General features: G+C 73.8%; 13 protein-coding genes and 2 pseudogenes. 9 read left to right on the top strand and 6 right to left on the bottom strand.

What is annotated here, in order from left to right; genetic code table 11:
* Positions 1–25 precede the first annotated feature (25 nt).
* Positions 26–967 (bottom strand): HAD family hydrolase, encoded by a 942-nt coding sequence (locus C6N75_RS09395; protein ID WP_105868408.1) that lies wholly within the window; start codon positions 965–967, stop codon positions 26–28.
* Between the two features lie 125 nt (positions 968–1,092).
* On the opposite strand from C6N75_RS09395, the gene C6N75_RS09390 reads away from it, so the two are divergent.
* The 6 genes from C6N75_RS09390 to hemB all read left to right on the top strand — a co-directional run bounded on the left by C6N75_RS09390 (position 1,093) and on the right by hemB (position 7,776).
* Positions 1,093–1,359: a glutaredoxin family protein gene (locus C6N75_RS09390; protein WP_105868407.1), complete on the top strand. Its 267-nt coding sequence runs from the start codon at positions 1,093–1,095 to the stop codon at positions 1,357–1,359.
* 421 nt (positions 1,360–1,780) lie between these two features.
* Positions 1,781–2,602, top strand: a complete 822-nt coding sequence (locus C6N75_RS09385) for a redox-sensing transcriptional repressor Rex (RefSeq protein ID WP_105868406.1) — start codon at positions 1,781–1,783, stop codon at positions 2,600–2,602.
* Positions 2,599–3,948 carry a glutamyl-tRNA reductase gene (locus C6N75_RS09380; RefSeq protein WP_105868405.1) on the top strand — a complete coding sequence of 450 codons (1,350 nt, stop codon included), beginning with the start codon at positions 2,599–2,601 and terminating at the stop codon, positions 3,946–3,948. Before C6N75_RS09385 ends, C6N75_RS09380 begins: the two co-directional genes overlap by 4 nt.
* A 2-nt stretch (positions 3,949–3,950) precedes the next feature.
* On the top strand, positions 3,951–4,910 hold the full coding sequence (hemC, locus tag C6N75_RS09375) for a hydroxymethylbilane synthase (protein ID WP_105868404.1): 960 nt from the start codon (positions 3,951–3,953) through the stop codon (positions 4,908–4,910).
* On the top strand, positions 4,907–6,574 hold the full coding sequence (locus C6N75_RS09370; RefSeq protein WP_105868403.1) for a bifunctional uroporphyrinogen-III C-methyltransferase/uroporphyrinogen-III synthase: 1,668 nt from the start codon (positions 4,907–4,909) through the stop codon (positions 6,572–6,574). The genes hemC and C6N75_RS09370 overlap by 4 nt, the downstream gene beginning before the upstream one ends.
* Before the next feature lie 200 nt (positions 6,575–6,774).
* A complete protein-coding gene (hemB, locus tag C6N75_RS09365) occupies positions 6,775–7,776 on the top strand; it encodes a porphobilinogen synthase (protein WP_105868402.1) in 1,002 nt (333 codons plus the stop codon).
* Between the two features lie 9 nt (positions 7,777–7,785).
* On the opposite strand, the gene C6N75_RS09360 is transcribed toward hemB, so the two are convergent.
* Positions 7,786–8,637 (bottom strand): NAD(P)-dependent oxidoreductase, encoded by an 852-nt coding sequence (locus C6N75_RS09360; RefSeq protein WP_105868401.1) that lies wholly within the window; start codon positions 8,635–8,637, stop codon positions 7,786–7,788.
* Positions 8,638–8,729: 92 nt separating this feature from the next.
* Here C6N75_RS09360 and C6N75_RS09355 point away from each other — a divergent pair.
* Positions 8,730–9,067: pseudogene (locus tag C6N75_RS09355) on the top strand (winged helix-turn-helix transcriptional regulator).
* Positions 9,068–9,170: 103 nt separating this feature from the next.
* Positions 9,171–9,317, top strand: coding sequence for a hypothetical protein (locus tag C6N75_RS30565; protein WP_181160413.1), 147 nt, complete (start codon positions 9,171–9,173; stop codon positions 9,315–9,317).
* A 61-nt stretch (positions 9,318–9,378) separates the two neighbouring features.
* On the opposite strand, the gene argS is transcribed toward C6N75_RS30565, so the two are convergent.
* Positions 9,379–11,139 carry an arginine--tRNA ligase gene (gene argS / locus C6N75_RS09350; protein WP_105868400.1) on the bottom strand — a complete coding sequence of 587 codons (1,761 nt, stop codon included), beginning with the start codon at positions 11,137–11,139 and terminating at the stop codon, positions 9,379–9,381.
* 204 nt (positions 11,140–11,343) lie between these two features.
* On the opposite strand from argS, the gene lysS reads away from it, so the two are divergent.
* Entirely contained in the window at positions 11,344–13,098 is a 1,755-nt protein-coding gene (lysS, locus tag C6N75_RS09345; protein WP_105868399.1) for a lysine--tRNA ligase, read from the top strand.
* A gap of 69 nt (positions 13,099–13,167) precedes the next feature.
* On the opposite strand, the gene C6N75_RS09340 is transcribed toward lysS, so the two are convergent.
* The 3 genes and pseudogenes from C6N75_RS09340 to C6N75_RS09330 form a co-directional block, all read right to left on the bottom strand.
* On the bottom strand, positions 13,168–14,751 hold the full coding sequence (locus C6N75_RS09340) for a DUF2637 domain-containing protein (protein WP_407703207.1): 1,584 nt from the start codon (positions 14,749–14,751) through the stop codon (positions 13,168–13,170).
* A 172-nt stretch (positions 14,752–14,923) separates the two neighbouring features.
* Positions 14,924–15,646: a DUF3558 family protein gene (locus C6N75_RS09335; RefSeq protein ID WP_105868397.1), complete on the bottom strand. Its 723-nt coding sequence runs from the start codon at positions 15,644–15,646 to the stop codon at positions 14,924–14,926.
* Positions 15,647–15,795: 149 nt separating this feature from the next.
* Positions 15,796–16,224: pseudogene (locus C6N75_RS09330) on the bottom strand (DUF3558 domain-containing protein); the annotation flags it as partial.

Genomic DNA, 16,224 nt, shown 5'->3' with positions numbered 1-16,224 from the left:
CGGGGGCCTCGGCGGCGGGGGCCGGTCAGCGGCGGCGGCGGTGCAGGGCGACCGCGGCGGCGGTGCCGCCGGCCAGCGCGCCCACCCCGGCGGCGGCCGGGATGCCGACCTTGGCCGCCTTGCGGCCGGTGCGGTAGTCGCGCAGCCGCCACTCCAGGGACCGGGCGTGCTTGCGCAGCTTGGTGTCGGGGTTGATCGCGTAGGGGTGGCCCACCAGCGAGAGCATCGGGATGTCGTTGTGCGAGTCGCTGTAGGCGGCGCAGCGGTCCAGGTCCAGCCTCTCGGCGACCGCCAGCGCGCGTACCGCCTCGGCCTTGGCCGGGCCGTGCAGCGGCTCGCCGACCAGCTTGCCGGTGTAGACGCCGTCCACGGACTCGGCGACGGTGCCGAGGGCGCCGGTCAGCCCGAGCCGGCGGGCGATGATGGTGGCGGTCTCCACCGGGGCGGCGGTGACCAGCCACACCTTCTGCCCGGCGTCCAGGTGCGCCTGGGCCAGCGCCCGGGTGCCGGGCCAGATGCGGTCGGCCAGGTACTCGTCGTAGATCTCCTCGCCGATGCTCATCAGCTCCGAGACGCGGTGGCCCTTGACGATGGACAGGGCGCTGTCCCGGGCGTCCTGCATGTGCTCGGGGTCCTCGATGCCGGCCAGCCGGAACCAGGTCTGCTGCCAGGCGAACCTGGCCAGTTCGCGGCGCTGGAAGAAGTTCCGCTTGTACAGGCCGCGGCCGAAGTGGAAGATCGCGGCGCCCTGCATCACGGTGTTGTCGAGGTCGAAGAAGGCGGCGGCCCGCTCGTCGCCGCGGACCGGGAACTCCGGCTCGGACGGTGGGACGAGGTCGGTCCCGCGCTCCAGGGTCTCCAGCGCGGCGGAGGTCTTGCGGGCTGCCTCGGCCGACGCCTCGCCCGCCAGCACGCTGCGTGCCGTGGCGGGGCGCCGGTGTCGCGTGAGCCATCCCAGTGCGGCCATGCGGTGAGCATAGCCACTGTGTTCGGCCGTGCCCGACTTGTGGGGATGCCATGGGGTGAACGGCAGGCGGCGGGAGCGTGCCGCGGGCGGGGTCCCGGGGCGGCGCGGGGGCGGAGAATGGGCGCATGTTCGGACGTACGAGGAAGAAGACCGGGCCGCGCGCGGTCACCCTGATCGGGAGGCCCGGGTGCCATCTGTGCGAGGACGCGCGCGCGGTGGTGGCGGCGGTGTGCGCGGAGACGGGCGCGGTGTGGGAGGAGAGGGACATCACGCTCGACCCGGAGCTGCACCGGGCCTACTGGGAGCAGATCCCGGTGGTGCTGGTCGACGGCGAGCAGCACACCTTCTGGAAGGTGGACCCGGAGCGGCTGCGGCGGGCGCTGACCGGGTAGCGCGCCCGGCCGCCCCGCCGTCCAGTGCGGGGCCGGGCGCCGATCGGGTGCGCCCGCGCCGTCCGGTGTGCGGGCGTGGCCGGAAAGCGACGGGGGCCGAGCGAGGCCGCGCCGGTGCGGGGCAGAGCGCCCGCGCGGCGGCGCTGGCTGGGAAATCCGGGTACCATCGGGTGCGTTTTGTTGCGGTTCGGGGGTGCGGTACCAAGGAGTGTGTACGGCTTTGCCCCCTTCGGCTCCCCAACGGGTCGACTCGGTCGCCGGTTCCGGGATGGCTCGATCGGTATGCGTGAGCCCGGTCACGTTGCGCGGACAAATCAGACACCATCTTTGTGCACGCGTTCACAAAGACATAGCCTGCTGTCGACGGGGCGGTCCTTCTCATTCTGGCCGCCTACAGCCCAGCTCATCCCGCAGGAGCACCGTGGCAACTGGCCGAACTCACCGACCGGCGACCCGCAGCCGAGGCATCCCCGAGGCCACCGTCGCCCGGCTCCCGCTGTACCTGCGGGCGCTCACCGCGCTGTCGGAGCGCTCCGTTCCGACCGTCTCCTCCGAGGAGCTCGCGGCCGCCGCCGGGGTCAACTCCGCCAAGCTGCGCAAGGACTTCAGCTACCTCGGCTCCTACGGGACGCGCGGGGTCGGCTACGACGTCGAGTACCTCGTCTACCAGATCTCCCGTGAGCTGGGCCTGACCCAGGACTGGCCGATCGTCATGGTCGGCATCGGAAACCTGGGCGCCGCCCTCGCCAACTACGGCGGGTTCGCCTCCCGCGGCTTCCGGGTCGCCGCGCTGATCGACGCCGACCCGGCCATGGTCGGCAAGCCGGTCGCCGGGATCGCGGTGCAGTTCATCGACGACCTCGAGCGGATCATCGACGAGAACGGCGTCTCCATCGGCGTCATCGCCACCCCGGCCGGCGCCGCCCAGCAGGTCTGCGACCGGCTGGTGGCCGCCGGAGTGACCTCCATCCTCAACTTCGCGCCCACCGTGCTGTCCGTGCCGGACGGCGTCGACGTGCGCAAGGTCGACCTCTCCATCGAGCTCCAGATCCTCGCCTTCCACGAGCAGCGCAAGGCCGGCGAGGACAACGGCGCCCCGGCGGACGCCGGCGGCCCCGTCGCGCCTCCGGTCGCCGCCCGCACCCCGGTCGCCGACCCGGCGGCCGCGACGACCGCGGCCGGCGCGCAGGGCGACGGACGGAACGGACCTGACGGGGACATGCCCGCCGTGATGCCGGCATGAGCCTCCTCGTCGTCGGCCTCAGCCACCGCAGCGCCCCGGTCAGCGTGCTGGAGCGTGCCGCGCTCGACCCCGAAGCGCAGAACAAGCTCCTCCAGGACACCCTGGCCGCCGAACCGGCCACCGAGGGCGCGGTCCTCGCCACCTGCAACCGCATCGAGCTGTACGCCGACGTGGACAAGTTCCACGCCGGCGTCGCCGAGCTGTCCACGCTGCTCGCCCAGCACAGCGGCGTCGGCCTGGAAGAGCTGACCCCCTACCTCTACGTGCACTACGAGGACCGGGCCGTCCACCACCTGTTCTCGGTGGCCTGCGGGCTGGACTCGATGGTCGTCGGCGAGGGCCAGATCCTCGGCCAGATCAAGGACGCGCTCGCCCGCGGCCAGGAGCTGCACACCGCCGGACGGCTGCTGAACGACCTGTTCCAGCAGGCCCTGCGGGTCGGCAAGCGCGCCCACAGCGAGACCGGCATCGACCGGGCCGGGCAGTCCCTGGTCACCTTCGGCCTGGAGCAGCTGGCCGCCGGCGCCGAAGTGGAGTCCTGGGCCCGCGCCAAGCGCGCGCTGGTGATCGGCGCGGGCTCGATGTCCTCGCTGGCCGCCGCCACCCTGGCCCGGGCGGGCGTCGCCGAGGTCGTCGTCGCCAACCGCACCGCCGAGCGCGCCCACCGCCTGGTGCAGATCCTGACCGAGCCCGGCGGCACCGGCGTGGCCGCCCGCGCGGTCGCCATGGCCGACGCCCCCGCCGAACTGACCGGCGCCGACGTCGTCGTCTCCTGCACCGGGGCGACCGGACTGGTCCTGAAGGCCGCCGACATCGAGGCCGCAGCGCAGGGCCGGGCCCCGGGCGCCGCCCCGCTCGCCCTGCTCGACCTGGCCATGCCCCGCGACATCGACGCCGCGGCCCACCGGCTGCCCGGCGTGCGCCTGGTCGACATCGAGTCGCTGGCCGAGGCCGCCGCCGACGCGCCGATGGCCGCCGACGTCGACCGGGTGCGCGCCATCGTCGGCGCGGAGGTCGCCTCCTTCGGCGCCGCCCAGCGCGCCGCCCACATCACTCCCACCGTCGTCGCGCTGCGCACCATGGCCGCCGACGTGGTCGCCTCCGAGATGGCCCGGCTGGAAGGGCGGCTGCCCGGCCTGGCCGACAAGGAGCGCGCCGAGATCACCCAGACCGTGCGCCGCGTCGTGGACAAGCTGCTCCACGCGCCGACGGTACGGGTCAAGCAGCTCGCCGGGGAGCCCGGCGGCGCCGGGTACGCCGACGCGCTGCGCACACTCTTCGACCTCGACCCGGAGACGGTCGCCGCCGTCAGCCGGGCCGACGTGAACGACCCGAAGCGAGGGTGAGTATGACCGACAGGGCATTGAGGCTGGGGACCAGGCGCAGCAAGCTCGCCATGGCCCAGTCCGGGCACGTCGCCGAGGCCGTGCGGAAGGTGACCGGGCGCCCCGTGGAGCTGGTGGAGATCACCACGTACGGCGACACCTCCCGCGAGCACCTGGCGCAGATCGGCGGCACCGGGGTGTTCGTCACCGCGCTGCGCGACGCGCTGCTGGCCGGCGAGGTGGACTTCGCCGTCCACTCGCTGAAGGACCTCCCGACCGCGCAGCCCGCCGAGCTGGCGCTGGCCGCCGTGCCCGTGCGCGAGGACCCGCGGGACGTGCTGGTCGCCCGGGACGGGCTCACCTTCGAGAAGCTGCCGGCCGGCGCCCGCGTCGGCACCGGCTCGCCGCGGCGGATGGCGCAGCTCAACGCGTACGCCCGCAGCCACGGCATGCGCATCGAGTGCATGCCGATCCGCGGCAACATCGACACCCGCATCGGCTACGTCCACCAGGGGGAACTGGACGCGGTCGTGCTGGCCGCGGCCGGGCTCAACCGGATCGGACGCGGCGGCGAGGCCACCGAGCTGATCGCCGTCGACACCGTCCTGCCCGCCCCCGGCCAGGGGGCCCTGGCGGTGGAGTGCCCGGCGTCGGACGCCGAGCTGACCGCCGCGCTCGGCGCGCTCGACGACCCGCTCACCCGGGCCGCCGTGACCGCCGAGCGGTCCCTGCTCGCCGCCCTGGAGGCCGGCTGCTCCGCCCCTGTCGGGGCGTTGGCCGATGTCCTGAGCGACGCACAGGATGTTCACCAGATGCGCCTGCGCGGCGTCGTCGGCACCACCGACGGCTCGACGCTGGTGCAGTTGTCCACCACCGGTCCCGTACCCGCGTCGCACCACGACGCCGTCGCCCTCGGTCGCGAACTCGCGTCCGAGATGCTGGCCAAGGGTGCGGCCGGTCTTATGGGGGAGCGAGCACTTTGAGCCCCACCACTGCATCCCAGGTTTCCTCGGCGTTCTCCGCGTGCGGGCACGTCACCTTCCTCGGCGCCGGACCCGGTGATCCGGGTCTGCTGACGCTGCGCGCCGTGGAGGCGCTGGCCGGCGCGGACGTGCTGATCGCCGAGCCGGAGGTGCTCGACGTCGTCCGCGGGCATGCCCGGGCGGGCGTGAGCACGCCGGAGCTGGCGGTCCTTGACGAGGCGTCAATGAGCGCCGGTGTCCCCGTGTTGAGGGATGCGGCCAATCTTGTCATGGAGGCCGCGCGGGGCGGCAAGCGGGTCGTCCGCGCGGTCAGCGGCGACCCCGGGCTCGACGGCGGCTCCGGCGCCGAGATGCTCGCCTGCGCCGCCGAGGGCATCCCCTTCGAGGTGGTGCCCGGCGTCGCCACCGCGGTCGGCGTGCCCGCGTACGCCGGGGTGCCGCTGCGCGACGCCGACGGCGCGGACGTGCGGTTCCTCGACGCGCGCACGGCCGGCGAGCGGTGCTGGTCGGAGGCCGGGGCCTCGGACTGCACGGTGGTCGTCTCCTCGGCGCTCGACTCGGTGGCCGCGGCCGCCGGCGAGCTGGTGTCGGCGGGCCGTAAGCCCGACACCCCGATGACGGTGACCATCGCCGGCACCACCACCCGCCAGCGCACCTGGTCGGCGACGCTCGGCTCGGTGGCCCAGGTGCTCAAGCAGGCCAAGGTGCTGCCCTCGCCGGAGGGACACCGCCCGGTCATAGCCGTGGTCGGCGAGGCCGGCGCGGCCGGCCGGCGCGACCGGCTCGCCTGGTTCGAGTCCAAGCCGCTGTTCGGCTGGCAGGTCCTGGTGCCGCGCACCAAGGAGCAGGCCGCCTCGCTGTCCGACCAGTTGCGCTCCTACGGCGCGGTGCCCAGTGAGGTGCCGACCATCGCCGTGGAGCCGCCGCGCACCCCGCAGCAGATGGAGCGCGCGGTCAAGGGCCTGGTCACCGGCCGCTACGAGTGGATCGCCTTCACCTCGGTGAACGCGGTCAAGGCGGTCCGGGAGAAGTTCGAGGAGTACGGTCTCGACGCCCGCGCCTTCGCCGGGATCAAGGTCGCCGCGGTCGGCGAGCAGACCGCGAAGTCGCTGGTCGAGTTCGGCGTCAAGCCGGACCTGGTGCCCAGCGGCGAGCAGTCCGCGGCCGGCCTGCTGGAGGACTGGCCGCCCTACGACCCGGTCTTCGACCCGATCGACCGCGTCTTCCTGCCGCGCGCCGACATCGCCACCGAGACCCTGGTGGCCGGGCTGATCGAACTGGGCTGGGAGGTGGACGACGTCACCGCCTACCGGACGGTGCGCGCCTCGCCGCCGCCGGCCGAGACCCGGGAGGCCATCAAGGGCGGCGGCTTCGACGCGGTGCTCTTCACCTCCTCGTCCACGGTCCGCAACCTCGTCGGCATCGCGGGCAAGCCGCACAACGTGACGGTGATCGCCTGCATCGGCCCGGCCACCGCGAAGACCGCGGAGGAGCACGGGCTGCGGGTGGACGTGCTCTCGCCGGAGCCGTCGGTGCACAAGCTGGCGGAGGCGCTGGCGGAGTTCGGCGAGCGCCGCCGGGCCGCGGCGCTGGAGGCCGGCGACCCGGTCACCCGCCCCAGCGAGCGCCGCGCGGGCGCCCGCCGCCGGCGGTCGACCACCTGAGACGCACACGCGTCGGTACGAAGGCCCGGCCCGGGACGTCCCCCGGCCGGGCCTTCGGCGTACGGGGGCGGTGCGGCGTACGCGCGGCCGCGCGGCGTACGCGGGCGGTCCCGGCTTCCGGCCGGGGCGCACCCGCGGGCGTACGCGGGCCGACGCGGTGTCGGCAATCGCCGGGGCCGGGCGGGCGTAGCGTGGCGGGTATGACTTCGTACGGTTCCTTCCCCGGCACCCGGCCCCGGCGGCTGCGGACGACGCCCGCGATGCGGCGGATGGTCGCGGAGACGCGGCTGAGCCCGGCCGACCTGATCCTGCCCGCCTTCGTCCGCGAGGGCGTCAGCGAGCCGGTGCCGATCTCCGCCATGCCCGGCGTCGTCCAGCACACCCGCGACACCCTGCGCAAGGCCGCCGTGGAGGCGGTGTCGGCCGGCGTCTCCGGGATCATGCTGTTCGGGGTGCCGGAGGACGCCAAGAAGGACGCCGCCGGCACGGCCGGCACCGACCCGGACGGCATCCTCCAGCAGGCCCTGCGCGACGTCCGCGCCGAGGTCGGCGACGACCTGGTCGTCATGTCCGACCTGTGCCTGGACGAGTACACCGACCACGGCCACTGCGGGGTGCTGGACGAGGCCGGCCGGGTGGACAACGACGCCACCCTGGAGCGGTACGCGGAGATGGCCCAGGTCCAGGCCGACGCCGGGGCCCACGTGGTGGGCCCCAGCGGCATGATGGACGGTCAGATCGGCGTGATCCGCGACGCCCTGGACACCATCGGCAAGGAGGACGTGGCGGTCCTCGCGTACACCGTGAAGTACTCCTCGGCCTTCTACGGCCCGTTCCGGGAGGCGGTCGGCTCCTCGCTGCGAGGGGACCGCAAGACCTACCAGCAGGACCCGGCCAACGTCCGGGAGTCGCTGCGCGAGCTGGCGCTGGACCTCGACGAGGGCGCCGACATGGTGATGGTGAAGCCCGCCGGCCCCTACCTGGACGTCCTGGCGCGGGTCGCCGACGCGGTGGACGTGCCGGTGGCCGCGTACCAGATCAGCGGTGAGTACGCGATGGTCGAGGCGGCCGCCGAGAAGGGCTGGATCGACCGGGACGCCGCCATCCTGGAGACGCTGACCGGCATCCGCCGGGCCGGCGCGAAGATGATCCTCACCTACTGGGCGACCGAGGCCGCGCAGAAGCTGGCCGGCCGCGGCTGAGCGCGGTGATCAGCCCTCGGTGAGCAGGAGTTCGTCCAGGGGCCGCCCGGTCTCCAGGGCGCGCGACATCAGGGCGTAGTAGGGCGCGAGCAGCTCGGAGCTGACCCGCTGCTCCTCGGCGGTGCGCAGCAGCACCGCGTTGCCCGCCACCTGCATGGCCAGGTTGGAGTCCTCGTCCTCCAGGACGCCGCCGGACCGCTCGATCCAGCCGGCCATGGCGGTCAGCCAGGAGCCGAGCCGCCCGGCGAAGCCCGCCGGGTCGATCCCGTCACGGCGTACCAGCGCGAGCGCCTGCGTCGCCCCGGCGAACATCCCCGACATCGCGGTGAGCAGGGCCACGTCGGTCAGCGCGGCGTGGCCCGGGTCGTCCCCGGCCCAGACGGTCCCGGCGGGGGCCGCCAAGGCGTCCCGGTGGGCGTCGAACAGCGCCCGGTCGCCGCTGTAGAGGACGTACGCCCCCGACTCGGGGACGCCGATCATGGGCGGGACGGCCATGATCCCGCCGTCCAGGAAGCGGGCCCCGCGCTCGGCCGCCCAGGCGGCGCGGGCCCGGGCCTCGCCCGGCGTCGAGGTGGTCAGGTTGACGAGGCCCCTGCCGGCGAGGTCGAGGCCGGCGAGGGTCTCGTCGAGCGAGTCCTCGTTCAGCAGGCACAGGACGACGAGGTCGCCCGCCGCCACCGCCTCGGCGGGGGTGGCGGCGGCCCCCGCGCCGCGGGCGACGAGCGGTTCGGCCTTCGCGGCGGTGCGGTTCCAGACGGTGAGCGGGTGCCCGGCGGTGAGCCAGGCGTCGGCGAGCGCGGTGCCCATGGCCCCGAGCCCGAGCAGCGAAACGGCGGTCTTCCCGGTGGTGTGGCTGGTCATGCGGCTAGACTCGTCGGCCGGTTCGGAGTGATCAAGTACGCACCTGGAAGTGGGTGGTTACCCGCTGGTGAGGGTGCGGGCAGGGGCGGGGGATGCGCCGGACGGACGGCTTTCAGTGCGGGATCGACGCCGCGATGTACGTGGTCGGCGGCAAGTGGAAGGTGCTCGTCCTGTGGGCGCTGGAGGAGTACGGCGCCACCCGGTTCGGTGAGCTGCGCCGGCGGGTGGGGGGGGCGTCAGCGAGAAGGTGCTCACCGCCCAGCTGCGCGAGCTGGAGGCCGACGGGATCGTGCGACGGACGGTGTTCCACGAGGTGCCGCCGCGGGTCGAGTACGCCCTGACGCCGCGCGGCGTGCAGCTCAACGAGGCGCTGGAGCCGCTGGGGGCCTGGGGCCGTGCGCAGGTCATGGGGGCGGCCGCGGCCGAGTGAGCCGCCACCCGATCGGGTCCATGGCGGACATGACGGGTTTTCCGTGCGCGTACGCGGTCAGGCGGTAGGGGACGGACGCGACGTGACGGAAGGAAGAACGGCGATGGTGACCCTCGTACTGCTCATCCTGCCGCTGGTGGCGGCGGCCCTGCTGCTCCAGTTCCCGGAGGCGACCGCCAGGCACCGCTCCGGGGCCTTCCGGCTGCCCTCGCTGCGCACCCCGGCCGGCCGGCACGCCCGCGGGCAGTAGCGCGTCGCGAAAGGCCCCTCCCGGACGCCTCCGGGAGGGGCCTTTCGCGGTGTGGTGCGGGTCAGAGCCGCTCGGGCGTGCGGATGCCGAGCAGCTCCATGCCCTGGTGCAGGGTGCGGCCGGTCAGCTCGCAGAGGAAGAGGCGGTTCTCCTTCTGCTCGGCGGTGTCCGCCTTCAGCACCGGGCACTCGGCGTAGAAGGACGTCAGGTGCGAGGCCAACTGGTAGAGGTAGGCGGCCAGCTTGTGCGGCTCGTAGGAGCCGGCCACCTCCGCCAGGACCTCCCCGAACTGGTCCAGGTGCAGGCCCAGGGCGCGCTCGGCCGGGGCCAGCGCCAGCTCCGGGTGGGCGGCCGGGCGGTCCTCGCCCGCCTTGCGCAGGATGGACCGGATCCGGGCGTAGGCGTACTGGAGGTAGACCGAGGTGTCACCGGTGAGCGACACCATCTGGTCCAGGTCGAACTTGTAGTCCCGGGAGGCGGACGTGGACAGGTCGGCGTACTTGATCGCGCCGATGCCGACCTGGGCGGCACGCTCGGCGATCTCGTCGTCGGTGAGGGCGTCGTTCTTCTCCCGGATCACCGCGGCGGCCCGCTCCACGGCCTCGTCCAGCAGGTCCACCAGCCGGACCGTCTCGCCCTCACGGGTCTTGAACGGCTTGCCGTCCTTGCCGAGGACCGTGCCGAAGGCGAGCTGCACGGCCTTGGTGCCCTCGCCCAGCCAGCCGGCCCGGCGGGCGGTCTCGAAGACCATCTTGAAGTGCAGCGACTGCCGGGCGTCCACGACGTACAGCAGGGTGTCCGCGCCCAGCTTGTGCACCCGGTCGCGGATCGCGGACAGGTCGGTGGCGGCGTAGCCGTAGCCGCCGTTGGACTTGCGGACGATCAGCGGGACCGGGTTGCCGTCGGGGCCCTTGACGTCGTCGAAGAACACGCAGAGCGCGCCCTCGGAGCGGACGGCGACGCCCGACTCCTCCAGGATGCGGCAGGTCTCCTCCAGCATGTCGTTGTACCCGGACTCGCCGACCACGTCCGGGTCGGCGATCTCCATGTCCAGCTTGTCGAAGACCGAGTAGAAGTAGATCTTCGACTCGTCGACGAACCGCTGCCACAGGGCCAGGGTCCGCTCGTCGCCGGACTGGAGGGCGACCACCCGGTCCCGGGAGCGCGCCTTGAACTCCTCGTCGGAGTCGAACAGCGCCCGGGACGCCTTGTAGAGCCGGTTGAGGTTGGACATGGCCTCCTCGCCGGAGACCTCCTCGCCGCCCTCGTGGTCCAGCTCGTGCGGGTGCTCGATGAGGTACTGGATGAGCATGCCGAACTGGGTGCCCCAGTCGCCGATGTGGTGGCGCCGGACCACCTTCTCGCCGGTGAACTCCAGGATCCGCACCATGGCGTCGCCGATGACCGCCGACCGCAGGTGGCCGACGTGCATCTCCTTGGCCACGTTGGGCTGGGCGTAGTCGACGACCGTGGTGCCCGGCGCGGCCGCCGGCTCCACGCCGAGCCGCTCGTCGGCGGCGCGGGCGGCCAGCGTCCGGGCGATGGCCTGGTCGGTGAGGGTGATGTTGAGGAAGCCGGGGCCGGAGACCTCGACCTCGGCGATCAGGTCCTCGGCCGCGATCGCGCCGGTGACCTGGGCGGCCAGCTCGCGCGGGTTGCCGCCCAGCTTCTTGGCCAGCGCCAGGATGCCGTTGGCCTGGAAGTCGGCCCGGTCGCTACGTCGCAGCAGGGGGTCGGCGGACCCGGCCGCCGGGAGGGCGGCCGTGAGGGCCTCCGCGAGGCGCTGCTGGACGGTCGAAGCGAGTGAGGGCACCGAGGCCATGGCTTCCGTTCCTGTCGTGGTCGTCGTCGTGGCGGCCGCCGATCGCGGGCCCGGGGGCCCGGGCGGCTGCGCCTGCCATTCTCCCATGCGGCGCAAACGCATTGTCTGGGACAATGGCCTCTCCCGGGGCGGGCGCTCGTTCCGCGCCCCCGGGAGAGACGACCAGCCAGCATCCGAAGTGAAGCTCCGAAGAGAAGCAAGGACGTGCCGATCGTGGCTCAGAGCAGCACCGAGACCGACTGGGTCTCCCGTTTCGCGGACGAGGTCATCGCCGAGTCGGAGCGACGTGCGCCTGGCAAACCGGTCGTCGTCGCCTCCGGGCTCTCCCCGTCCGGCCCGATCCACCTGGGCAACCTGCGCGAGGTGATGACCCCGCACCTGGTCGCCGACGAGGTCCGCCGGCGCGGGTACGAGGTCCGCCACCTGATCTCCTGGGACGACTACGACCGGTACCGCAAGGTGCCCGGCGGCGTCGCCGGCGTGGACGAGTCCTGGGCCGAGCACATCGGCAAGCCCCTGACCTCGGTGCCCGCCCCGGCCGGCTCCCCGCACCCCAACTGGTCGGAGCACTTCAAGTCCGCGATGACCGCCTCGCTGGCGGAGCTGGGCGTGGAGTTCGACGGCATCAGCCAGACCGCGCAGTACACCTCCGGCGCCTACCGCGAGCAGATCCTGCACGCGATGCGCCACCGCGGCGAGATCGACGCGATCCTGGACCGCTACCGCACCAAGGACAAGGCCACCGGCCAGCCGAAGAAGGCGCAGGCCAAGCAGCAGCAGAAGCCGGTGGAGGACGCGGAGCTGGAGGCCGCCGAGGGCTCCGGCGCGGCGGCCGAGGACGACGGCTCCGGCGGGGCGGGCGGCTACTACCCGTACAAGCCCTACTGCGGAAGCTGCGGCAAGGACCTCACCACCGTCACCGCCTACGACGACGAGACCACGGAGCTGACGTACTCCTGCGTCTGCGGCTTCACCGAGACGGTCAAGCTCAGCGAGTTCGACCGGGGCAAGCTGGTGTGGAAGGTCGACTGGCCGATGCGCTGGGCGTACGAGGGCGTCGTCTTCGAGCCCAGCGGCGTGGACCACTCCTCGCCCGGTTCGTCCTTCGTGGTCGGCGGGCAGATCGTCCGCGAGGTGTTCGACGGGGTGCAGCCCATCGGCCCGATGTACGCCTTCGTCGGCATCTCCGGCATGGCCAAGATGTCCTCCTCGCGCGGCGGCGTGCCCACTCCGGCGGACGCGCTGAAGATCATGGAGGCCCCGCTGCTGCGCTGGCTGTACGCCCGCCGCCGCCCCAACCAGTCGTTCAAGATCGCCTTCGACCAGGAGATCCAGCGGCTGTACGACGAGTGGGACAAGCTGGAGGCCAAGGTGGCCGACGGTTCGGTGCTGCCGGCCGACGCGGCCGCCCACTCCCGCGCGGTGCGCACCGCGGGCGGCGAGCTGCCGCGCACCCCGCGCCCGCTGCCGTACCGCACGCTCGCCTCGGTCGCCGACATCACCGGCGGCCAGGAGGAGCAGACCCTGCGCATCCTCAGCGAGCTGGACCCGGCCGACCCGCTGACCTCGCTGGACGCGGTCCGGCCCCGGCTGGACCGCGCGGAGAGCTGGATCTCCACCCAGGTCCCGGCCGACCAGCGGACGGTGGTGCGCACCGAGCCGGACGCCGAGCTGCTGGGCTCGCTGGACGAGCAGGGGCGCGAGTCGCTGCGGCTGCTGCTGGAGGGCCTGGACAGCCACTGGTCGCTGGACGGGCTGACCACCCTGGTCTACGGGGTGCCCAAGGTGATGGCCGGGCTGGATCCGCAGGCCAAGCCGACACCGGAGCTGAAGACCGCCCAGCGCACCTTCTTCGCCCTGCTCTACCGGCTGCTGGTGGGCCGGGACACCGGTCCCCGGCTGCCCACCCTGCTGCTGGCCGTGGGCGCGGACCGGGTGCGGGCGCTGCTGGCGGCCTGACGGACCCGCGGACACCGCGAAGGGCCCCCGCCGGCGACGGCGGGGGCCCCTCGCGCGTACGGGACCGGCTCAGGCGTACTGGTCGGCGTCGACGTCCTGCTGGTAGCGCTTCTCGAAGCCGGGCAGCAGCCGGGTGAGCAGCGTCATGCCCTGCTGGTGCCGCCAGCCGTACTTCTCGGTCAGGTAGTCGCTGAAGACCTGGGCGTTGGGGTGGGCCTGCTGGTACGCCACCCGGAACTCCTTGTAGGCGTCGTACGCGGCGCGGCCGAACGCCTCGGTGTCCAGGACGACCTCCTGGACCGGCTCGGGCTCCTCGGCCGGCTCCTGGTACACCGGGCCGGGCACCCCCGGCGGCCGGTTCGGGTCGGCGGCCGGAGCGCCGGCCTCCGGCTGCGACGCGTCCGCGGGCTCCGCGTACCGCGGGTCGTAGGAGCCCTGGTAGGCGGGCTGGGGTTCGCGCGGGGCGCTGAACCAGGGGCTGCCCTGCGGGGCGCCCGACCCGTCCCCCTGGCCGTCCTGGTGCTGGTGGCCGTCCTGGTGCTCGTGGGCGGCCGGCTGCTCTTCGGCGGCCGGGGCGAGCTGCGGGCCGTACGGCCGGTCGGCGACGGGCGGCTCCTGCGGGCCGTACTGCTCCTGGGGACCGTGCTGCTCCTGCGGGCCGTACGGCTGTGCGGGCGGTACGGCGGCGGGCTGCACTGGCATCGGCTGGGCGCCGGGCTCGGGCCGACGGGGGCCCGGGACGCGGGCGGCGGCGGGAGCCGGCTGGGCCTGCGGCCGCGGCTGGGCGGGCCCGGCTGCCGCCGGGGGCTCGGCGCCCTGGTCGGGCGCCCGGTCCGCGGCCTCGTCGAGGGGCTGCGCCCCGGTCCCGGCTTCGGTCCCGGCTTCGGGGAGTTCGGGGCGCGGGGCGGCGGTCGCGGGGAGCCGGGCCGGGCCGGCCGGAAGCTGCTCGGCGGGGGCCGGGGGCAGCAGCGCGGGCTCGATGCCGGCCGCGGCGAGCCCGGCCGGGCCGGTCTCCGCCAGCGGTACGCCGTACCGGGCGAGCCGCAGCGGCATCAGCGACTCCACCGGGGCCTTGCGGCGCCAGGCGCGGCCGAACCGGGCCTGCAAACGCGCCTGGTAGATCAGCCGGTCCTGCTCCAGCTTGATGACCTGCTCGTAGGAGCGCAGCTCCCACAGCTTCATGCGCCGCCACAGCCGGAACGTCGGCACCGGGGAGAGCAGCCAGCGGGTCAGCCGCACGCCCTCCATGTGCTTGTCGGCGGTGATGTCCGCGATCCGCCCGACGGCGTGCCGGGCGGCCTCCACCGAGACCACGAAGAGCACCGGGATCACCGCGTGCATGCCCACGCCCAGCGGGTCAGGCCAGGAGGCCGCGCCGTTGAAGGCGATGGTCGCCGCGGTGAGCAGCCAGGCCGTCTGCCGCAGCAGCGGGAACGGGATCCGCAGCCAGGTCAGCAGCAGGTCCAGCGCGAGCAGCACGCAGATCCCGGCGTCGATGCCGATGGGGAAGACGAGCGAGAAGTCCCCGAAGCCCTTGCGCTCGGCGAGTTCGCGCACCGCCGCGTACGACCCGGCGAAACCGATTCCGGCGATGATCACCGCGCCGGCGACGACCATGCCGATCAGTACGCGGTGTGTGCGTGTCAACTGCATCGCGGCCACCCGCGATCCCCTCCCTGTGTGTCCTACGGGCCAAGCGTGGCACACGCGTTCGGGATGTGTCCCGTGGGGCGGTGGTCGCGCGCGGGCCGGAGGTGGCGAGCGCGGAGCCCGGCGCCCCGCCTGGGGGTCGCCGGGCTCCGGTCGCGAAGTGGGCGGCAGCCGCCTACTTGTTGGCGGCCTGGACGGCCTTGACGCCGTCCTGGGCCGCGCGGACCACCGCCTTGGCGAGGTCCTCGCGCTTGGGGGTGTCGGCGCCCGCGAAGCCGGCGCCGTTGTAGGAGACGGTGACGACGACGTTCTCGGTGCGGGTGACGATCGCCGCGTAGACGAAGTCCTCGTCCGACTTCTTCAGGTCGTAGGCGATGTTCGTCGCCTCGTCGCCGATGCCCGTGGCCGGGGCGGACTTCACGTCCTTGGCGCCCTGGGTCGCCTTCATCTTGGCGACCTCCTTGGCGTAGTTGTCCGTCGCCCGCTGCTCGCCGCTGCCCAGCGAGGGGTCGGAGTCGTAGCGGAGCAGGGAGACGTCGAGCCAGCGGTACTGCGAGCCCTTGACGCCCTTGTCGTCCAGACCGTTCCAGGAGCAGCTCCCGCGGCTGGAGGTGTCGCTGGACTGGCCGGCCGTGCCCTTCTTGTTCTTCACCTTGGGGACCAGGTCCTCGACGGTCGCCGCGGCCACGGCCTTGCAGGGCTCGGGCAGCTCGGTGAAGCGGGCCGGCTGCACGGTCGGGGACGGGGCGGCGGAGGACGCGGCCGCCGAGGGCGACTGCTCCGCGGCCTTGCCGGCGTCGTCGCTGCCGGAGTCCGACGAGCAGCCGGCGACGACGAGCATCACCGGTACGGCGGCGCAGGCGAGTATGCGGGTGAGTCGCGGGGCTGATCGCTGCATGGTTCCTTCAGTCGCTTGTCGTACGGTCCTGCGGTCGGGTGATCGGTCCGGTTGTCCGCGCCACGGTAGCCCGGATCGGAGCCGTTCCGGGGGCGGCGTGAGGAGGACGACGCAGGCGGACGGCGTGGTTCCGGGGGCCCGGGCGGGCGTTACTCGTCGAACCGCTCGGCCAGCGCACGGGCCAGTGACTGCGCCTTTTCCTGGAGTTCCGCGCTGTCGGGGACCTCGGTGATGCGGGCGGGCTGCTCGCCGTACCGGATGGTGACGACGACGTTCGATGTGCGGAACACCACGCTGACGGTGCGGTGCTGGGCGGTGGAGCCGGCCCGGCTGAGGACGTCGTCGAGGAAGGCCGCGTCGCCCAGGCCGGTGAGCACCCGCGGCTGCAACCCCTCGGTGCTCGCGCTGTCGCCGGGCGGGGCCAGCGGGCCGGAGCCACCGGGCTTGCCGGAGGCGCTGGGCCGCGGTGCGCCGCCGGCCGGCGCGGAGGAGTCGCCGGACCCGCCCGCGGAGGGGGAGGCGGCGGCCGGGGGCGAGCCGGGCTCCGCGGAGCCGTCCGGCTTGGCGGGGGTCGAGGG

Source organism: Streptomyces solincola (genome assembly GCF_002982015.1).
GTDB lineage: Bacteria > Actinomycetota > Actinomycetes > Streptomycetales > Streptomycetaceae > Streptomyces > Streptomyces solincola.
Note: the sequence above shows the minus strand (reverse complement) of the source record. Positions and strands in the feature narration are given on the sequence as shown.

Bases quoted from the DNA above. Each gene is read 5' to 3' on its own strand.
- C6N75_RS09395 (WP_105868408.1), bottom strand. From the start codon at position 967: ATGGCCGCACTGGGATGGCTCACGCGACACCGGCGCCCCGCCACGGCA.
- C6N75_RS09390 (WP_105868407.1), top strand. From the start codon at position 1,093: ATGTTCGGACGTACGAGGAAGAAGACCGGGCCGCGCGCGGTCACCCTG.
- C6N75_RS09380 (WP_105868405.1), top strand. From the start codon at position 2,599: ATGAGCCTCCTCGTCGTCGGCCTCAGCCACCGCAGCGCCCCGGTCAGC.
- hemC (WP_105868404.1), top strand. From the start codon at position 3,951: ATGACCGACAGGGCATTGAGGCTGGGGACCAGGCGCAGCAAGCTCGCC.
- hemB (WP_105868402.1), top strand. From the start codon at position 6,775: ATGACTTCGTACGGTTCCTTCCCCGGCACCCGGCCCCGGCGGCTGCGG.
- C6N75_RS09360 (WP_105868401.1), bottom strand. From the start codon at position 8,637: ATGACCAGCCACACCACCGGGAAGACCGCCGTTTCGCTGCTCGGGCTC.
- C6N75_RS30565 (WP_181160413.1), top strand. From the start codon at position 9,171: ATGGTGACCCTCGTACTGCTCATCCTGCCGCTGGTGGCGGCGGCCCTG.
- argS (WP_105868400.1), bottom strand. From the start codon at position 11,139: ATGGCCTCGGTGCCCTCACTCGCTTCGACCGTCCAGCAGCGCCTCGCG.
- C6N75_RS09340 (WP_407703207.1), bottom strand. From the start codon at position 14,751: ATGCAGTTGACACGCACACACCGCGTACTGATCGGCATGGTCGTCGCC.
- C6N75_RS09335 (WP_105868397.1), bottom strand. From the start codon at position 15,646: ATGCAGCGATCAGCCCCGCGACTCACCCGCATACTCGCCTGCGCCGCC.